The 6,092-nt window shown below is 74.7% G+C and carries 6 protein-coding genes; all 6 read left to right on the top strand.

The features are described 5' to 3' along the window. The first annotated feature begins 9 nt into the window (after positions 1-9). Positions 10-933: a GHMP family kinase ATP-binding protein gene (locus ACZ61C_RS37115; protein ID WP_465312578.1), complete on the top strand. Its 924-nt coding sequence runs from the start codon at positions 10-12 to the stop codon at positions 931-933. A gap of 5 nt (positions 934-938) precedes the next feature. After that, positions 939-1,961: a pyridoxal-phosphate dependent enzyme gene (locus ACZ61C_RS37110; RefSeq protein ID WP_465312577.1), complete on the top strand. Its 1,023-nt coding sequence runs from the start codon at positions 939-941 to the stop codon at positions 1,959-1,961. Continuing rightward, positions 1,958-3,151: an ATP-grasp domain-containing protein gene (locus ACZ61C_RS37105; RefSeq protein ID WP_465312576.1), complete on the top strand. Its 1,194-nt coding sequence runs from the start codon at positions 1,958-1,960 to the stop codon at positions 3,149-3,151. The genes ACZ61C_RS37110 and ACZ61C_RS37105 overlap by 4 nt, the downstream gene beginning before the upstream one ends. Before the next feature lie 106 nt (positions 3,152-3,257). After that, positions 3,258-4,748 (top strand): argininosuccinate lyase, encoded by a 1,491-nt coding sequence (locus ACZ61C_RS37100; protein ID WP_465312575.1) that lies wholly within the window; start codon positions 3,258-3,260, stop codon positions 4,746-4,748. Then, positions 4,745-4,930, top strand: a complete 186-nt coding sequence (locus ACZ61C_RS37095; protein ID WP_364522041.1) for an MbtH family protein — start codon at positions 4,745-4,747, stop codon at positions 4,928-4,930. The genes ACZ61C_RS37100 and ACZ61C_RS37095 overlap by 4 nt, the downstream gene beginning before the upstream one ends. A gap of 16 nt (positions 4,931-4,946) precedes the next feature. Next, the gene (locus ACZ61C_RS37090) at positions 4,947-6,062 is read left to right on the top strand and encodes a GntG family PLP-dependent aldolase (RefSeq protein WP_465312574.1); all 1,116 of its coding nucleotides are present in this window, start codon (positions 4,947-4,949) and stop codon (positions 6,060-6,062) included. Positions 6,063-6,092 lie beyond the last annotated feature (30 nt).

The raw sequence follows: 6,092 nt of genomic DNA, 5'->3' as shown, positions 1-6,092 counted from the left end.
GAGAACGCCATGACCGAAGACGTCGCGGTCGCCGCACCGGCGCCGGCCACCGTCACCGATCCTCGCGCGGGCAGCTTCCGCGTCGACGCCCACCACGGCGAAATCCTGCAAGGGGTGTTCGTCGCCGACGGCCGCCTGCGGCGCGGGCTCGTCACCCTGCCGTGCCCGCTCTACAGCACTCGCGCCACGTTCCTGCCCACCGACGACGACGGCACGACCGTGCGTCCCGCCTGGCGCACCAAGGCCCGCCGCGCCGCGGACCTCACCCTGGCCCGGCTCGGCCACCCGGTCCCCGGCGGCCTGCTCGACATCACCAGCGACATCCCGCTGTGCCGCGGCTTCGGCTCTTCGACCGCGGACGTGACGTCGGCGATCGGCGCGGTCCTCGCCGCGACCGGACGGCGGCTCTCACCCGCCGAGGTCGGGGCGCTGGCCGTCGAAGCCGAAACCGCGTCCGACTCGCTCATGTACGGCTGCCGGGCCGTTGTTTTCGCCCACCGCGAAGGCGAGCCCATCGAGGACCTGGGGGAGCTGATGCCGTTGGCAGTACTGGGTTTCGGCACCAGCCCGGGCGGCCGCGGCGTCGACACGCTCGAACTCACGCCCGCGCGCTACACGTCGTGGGAGATCGAGGCGTTCCGCCCGCTGCGCGGCCTGCTCCGGCGAGCCGTGCGTGACGGCGACGCGGGCCTGCTCGGCCGCGTCGCCACCGCCAGCACCGTGCTCAACCAGCGGCACCTGCCCATCCCTGGGCTGGAGGACATCCTCGCCGTCGCCCGTGCCGCCGGGGCCGCCGGTGTGCAGGTCGCCCACAGCGGCGACGTCGCGGGCTTGATCTTCGACGCGACCGACGCCGAGACCCCGGCGCGGCTGGAGTTCGCCGCGACGCGGCTCGACGTGACCGAGACCTGGCAGTTCGAAACCGAGAGGTGAGTCCGATGACCCTTGCCGCACCCGTGAGCCGGTCCGTCGTGGAGGCGACCGAGCTGCCCCGGATCATCCGCATCCGGCCCAACTTCCACGTCGCCGCCTTCGGCCTGATGAAGCTGCTGCCCGCCCGGTTCATGCTCGACCGCGCCGAAGAACGCGGTGAAGTCGGCCCGGGCACGACCGTGCTCGAGACGTCGTCAGGCACCTTCGGTCTCGGCCTCGCCATGGTCTGCCGGCTGCGCGGCTACCCGCTCACGATCGTCGGCGACCCGGCCATCGACGCCCCGCTCAAGCGCCGCCTCGAGCACCTCGGCGCCCGTGTCGAGATCTGCCCGGAGCCCAGCCCGGTCGGCGGGTTCCAGCGCGCGCGGCTCGACCGGCTCGAGGAGCTGCGCGCGGAGTACCCGAACCACTGGGTCCCCGGCCAGTACAGCAACCCCGACAACCCGCGCTCGTACGCGCTGGTGGCCGAGCAGCTCGCCGAGACGATCGGTGTCCCGGACTGCCTGGTCGGCGCGGTCGGCTCCGGCGGCTCGACGTCCGGGACGAGCTCGTTCCTGCGGATGCTGGTGCCGGAGACGACGCTCGTCGGCGTCGACACCCAGCGCAGCGCCATCTTCGGCCAGGAGGACGGGCCGCGGGTGCTGCGCGGGCTCGGCAACAGCCTGGTGCCGCCCAACGTCTCCCACGAAAGCTACGACCAGGTGCACTGGATCGGCGCGGCCGAAGCGTTCGCCGCGACGCGCGACCTGTACGCCCGGCACTGCCTGTTCATGGGCCCGACCAGCGGCGCGTCGTTCAAGGTCGCCGACTGGTTCTCGCGCCGGAACCCGGACGCCACGGTCGTCGCGCTCCTGCCGGACGAGGGCTACCGCTACCAGGACACGGTCTACTCCGACGAGTGGCTGCGCGCGCAGGGGCTGGCGCACGCCGGTGCGGCCGAGCCGTACGAGGTCGTCGCGCCCGCCGAGCCGGGCGGCTCGTGGACGTGGCTGAACTGGGGCCGGCGCTCGCTGGCCGACGCGTCGTGACGCGCACGCTGCTGCTCGTGGAGAGCAACACGACCGGCACCGGGCGGCTGTTCGCGCGGCAGGCCCGTTCGCTCGGGTTCGAGCCGGTGCTGGCCGCGGCCGACCCGGCGCGCTACCCGTACGCGGCCGAGGACGGCGTCCGCGTCGTCCGGTGCGACACCGCGGACGCGTGCGCGGTGCTGGGTTCGGACATCGGCGAGCCGGCCGGCGTGACGAGCAGCTCGGAGTACTTCATCCCGGTCGCGGCGCGGATCGCGGCGAAGCTCGGCCTGCCGGGGCCGGACCCGGTGGCCGTGACGGAGTCACGGAATAAGGCGCACCAGCGCGCGGTCCTCGGGGCTCCGTGCACGGTGGCGACGTCGGTCGAGGCGGCCGTCGCGGCGGCGGTCGAGTTCCCGGTGGTGCTCAAGCCCGCCGAGGGCTCGGGCAGCGTCGGGGTGCTGCGGTGCGAGACGCCCGACGCCGTCGCGTCCCAGGCGGCGGCGCTGCTTTCGGTGACCCACAACGAACGCGGGCTGCCGGTGCCACCGCAGGTGCTGGTCGAGCCGTACGCCAGCGGGCCGGAGTACTCCGTGGAGCTGTTCGGCGAGGTCGTGGTGGCGGTGGTGCGCAAGCACCTCGGGCCGGCGCCGTTCTTCGTCGAGGTCGGCCACGACGTCCCGGCCGCGCTGCCGCCGTCGGACGAGACGGAGCTGGCAGACACGGCCCGGGCGGCGGTGACCGCGCTGGGCCTCGGCTTCGGTGCGGCGCACGTCGAGATCCGGCTGACCCCCGGCGGGCCGCGGCTGATGGAGGTCAACCCGCGCCCGGCGGGCGGCATGATCCCGGAGCTGGTCCGCGCGGCCACGGGTGTCGACCTGGTCGCGGCCCAGCTCGCCGCGGTGCTCGGGCTGCCGCCGAACCTGCGCCCGACGCGGCGCGTGTGTGCGTCCCTGCGGTTTCTCACGGCCAGTTCGTCTTCGGTGGTCGCGGCCGGGGACGCGGTGGCGAAGGCCTCGACGGTGCCGGGGGTGGCCGAAGCCCGGCTCTACCGCCCGGACGGCACGGTGGTCCGCCCCGCACGGGACTACCGCGACCGGGCCGGGCACGTCCTCGCCGTTTCGGACCGCCCCCGCGGCGCCCGTGCGGCCGCGGCGGCGGGGCTCGACCGCTTGCGCGCTGCCCTCGTCCCCGAAGGAGCACCCCGATGACCCTGCGGTTCCTCATCGCCACCGTCGCGCAGACCGACCGTGCACGCGACGAACGGGACGAAGAACGTCCCGAACCCCACCCGGACACCCCGGAAGGAGCACCTCGATGACCATCGCCCCAGGCGGAACCGGCCGGCTCACCAGCCCCGTCTCCGCCGCGGCCCGGGAGATCCTCTTCGACCGCGACACCGCCCCCGGGCCCGACCCGGTCGCGGCCGAGCTCGGGCTCATCAGCCAGGTCGACCGCGCCCACGTCGTCATGCTCGCCGAACGCGGCATCGTCGACCGGGCGCGGGCCGGCGAACTGCTGCGCGGCATCGAAAGCCTTCGGCGGCAAGGCTTCGCGCCGCTGCACGACGTCCCCGCGCCCCGCGGCCGCTACCTCGCCTACGAGTCCCACCTCATCGACACCCTCGGCGCCGAGGTCGGCGGGATACTCCACAGTGGACGCTCCCGCAACGACCTCAACGCCACCGTTGTCCGGCTGCGGCTCCGCGAACCGCACGAACGCCTGCTCGCCGAGTCCGACGCCCTCGGCCGCGCCCTGCTGGAGCGGGCCCGGCGCTGGGCCGGGGTCACCATGCCCGCCTACACCCACCACCAGCCCGCCGTCCCGATCACCTACGGCCACTACCTCGCGGGCGTCGCGGGCGCGCTCGTCCGCGACGTCGAAGGTGTCTGGCAGGCCGGCGCCGAGATCGACCAGAACCCGCTCGGCGCGGGCGCGGTCGGCGGCACGTCGCTGCCGGTCGACCCGCGGCGCACCACCGCGCTGCTCGGCTTCGCCACGGCGATCCCGAACTCGCTGCACGCCGTCGCGTCGCGGGACCTGGTGCTGCGCCAGCTTTCCGCGGCCACGGTCCTCGGGGTGCTGCTCTGCCGCGTGTCGCACGACCTGCAGGCGTGGACCAGCGCCGAGGCCGGGCTGCTGCGGCTCGCCGACGACGTCGTCGGGTCCAGCTCGATGATGCCGCAGAAGCGCAACCCGTTCCTGCTCGAACACGTCCAGGGCCGGGCGCTGGCCCCGCTCGGCGCGTTCACCGCGTCGGCGAGTGCGATGGCGACCGCCCGCTTCACCAACGCCATCGCCGTCGGCACCGAAGCCGTCGCCCCGGCGTGGTCGGCGCTCGAGGCGGCGACCGACGCCGTTGTCCTGCTGCGGCTGGTGGTCGAGGGTGCCGAGCCGGTGCCGGAGCGGATGTACGAGCGCGCGGTCGACGGCCAGACCGCGGCCACCCACCTGGCCGAACGGCTCGTCGACGCCGGCGTCCCGTTCCGGCAGGCTCACCACGAGGTCGGGGCCATCGCGAAGGAAGCGCTGGCCGAGGGCGTCCCGCTGCACGACGTCGCCCGCGTCCGGCTGGCCGGGCAGCCCGCGCACGTCCTCGCCGCGCTCGACCCCGCCGACGTCGCCCAGCAGGCGGCCCACGGCGGCGGCCCGGCGCGCGCGTCCGTGCTCGCCGCCGTCACCGAAGCCGAGACCGGGTTCGCCCGGATCCGCGCGGCGGCCGAGGAACGCCGCTGGCGCTGGAGCCAGGCCGAAGTCGGCCTCGACGACGCCGTCCGATCCCTCATCGACCCCCGGAGCCTTCCGTGACCTTCACCGTCGTCCGCAACGACGAAGACCAGTACTCGATCTGGCCCGCCGGCCGGGACCTGCCGCCGGGCTGGCTGAGCGCCGGTGTGACCGGTAGCCGCGAGGAGTGCCTCGCGCACATCGACACCGTCTGGACCGACATGCGCCCGCGGAGCCTCCGCGAACGCATGGCCACCCGCTGACCTCGAGGAGCCTCTTGTGACCACGTTCGCCGACGACCTCGCGACCCTCCGCCCGGAGAGCGCGTCCACCCAGGACACCTACGTCGAACTCCGCAGTGACACCTTCACCCTGCCCACGCCGACGATGCTGGAAGCCGCCGCGCGCGCCCCGCTCGGCGACGACGTCTACGGCGAGGACCCCACCGTGGACCGCCTGGAGCAGCTCGCCGCCGAGCTGCTCGGCAAGCAGGCCGGCTGCCTGATGCCCAGCGGCACCATGGCGAACCTGACCGCGCTGCTCGCGCACTGCCCGCGGGGCGGCAAGGCGATCGTCGGGCACGAGTCCGACGTGTACGTCTACGAAGCCGGCGGCGCGTCCCTGTGCGGTGGCATCGTCTACGACCCGCTGCCGAACCTGCCCGACGGCACGATCGACCCGGCCGCGATCGCGGAGGCGTGCGCGGTCGACCGCAGCGACCCGCAGATCGCGCCGCCGGCCGTGCTCAGCCTGGAGACGCCGCAGAACCGGTGCGGCGGCCTGCCCCTGCAGCTGGACTACCTCAGCGAGGTGTCCCGGCTGATCCGCTCGCACGGCGTCGCCCTGCACCTCGACGGCGCCCGGCTGTTCAACGCCGCCGTGGCGCTCGGCGTCAGCGCGGCGGAGGTGGCCAAGCACGCGGACACCGTGCAGATCTGCCTGTCCAAGGGCCTGTGCGCGCCGATCGGGTCGGTGCTGGTCGGCGACCGCGTGACGATCGCGGCGGCGCGGCGGATGCGCAAGATGCTCGGCGGCGGCATGCGCCAGGCCGGGATGATCGCGGCCTGCGGCATCGTCGCGCTGACGGACATGACCGAGCGCCTGGCCGACGACCACGCCCGCGCGGCGCGCCTGGCCCGCGGCCTGTCGCGCATCCCCGGCGTCCGGCTCGACCCGGGCCCGCCGCTGACGAACATGGTGTTCTTCAAGGTCCGCGACGACCGCTACACGACCCGGACGCTGATCGAGGCGGCCCGCCGGCGGGGGATCCGGGTGGAGGAGCTGGGCACGGACAAGATCCGCGCGGTCACCCACGCAGGCGTCGACGACGACGCGGTCGACCGCGCGGTCTCGGTGTTCGGCGACCTCCTGGGGCACGACGCCCTGGTGCGGTGAGCGCTCCGGGCCGGGGCGGCCACCCCGCCC

The organism is Amycolatopsis sp. NPDC104587 (assembly GCF_055583645.1).
The sequence above is the reverse complement of the archived record's forward strand: the minus strand, read 5'-3'. Positions and strand labels throughout refer to the sequence as shown.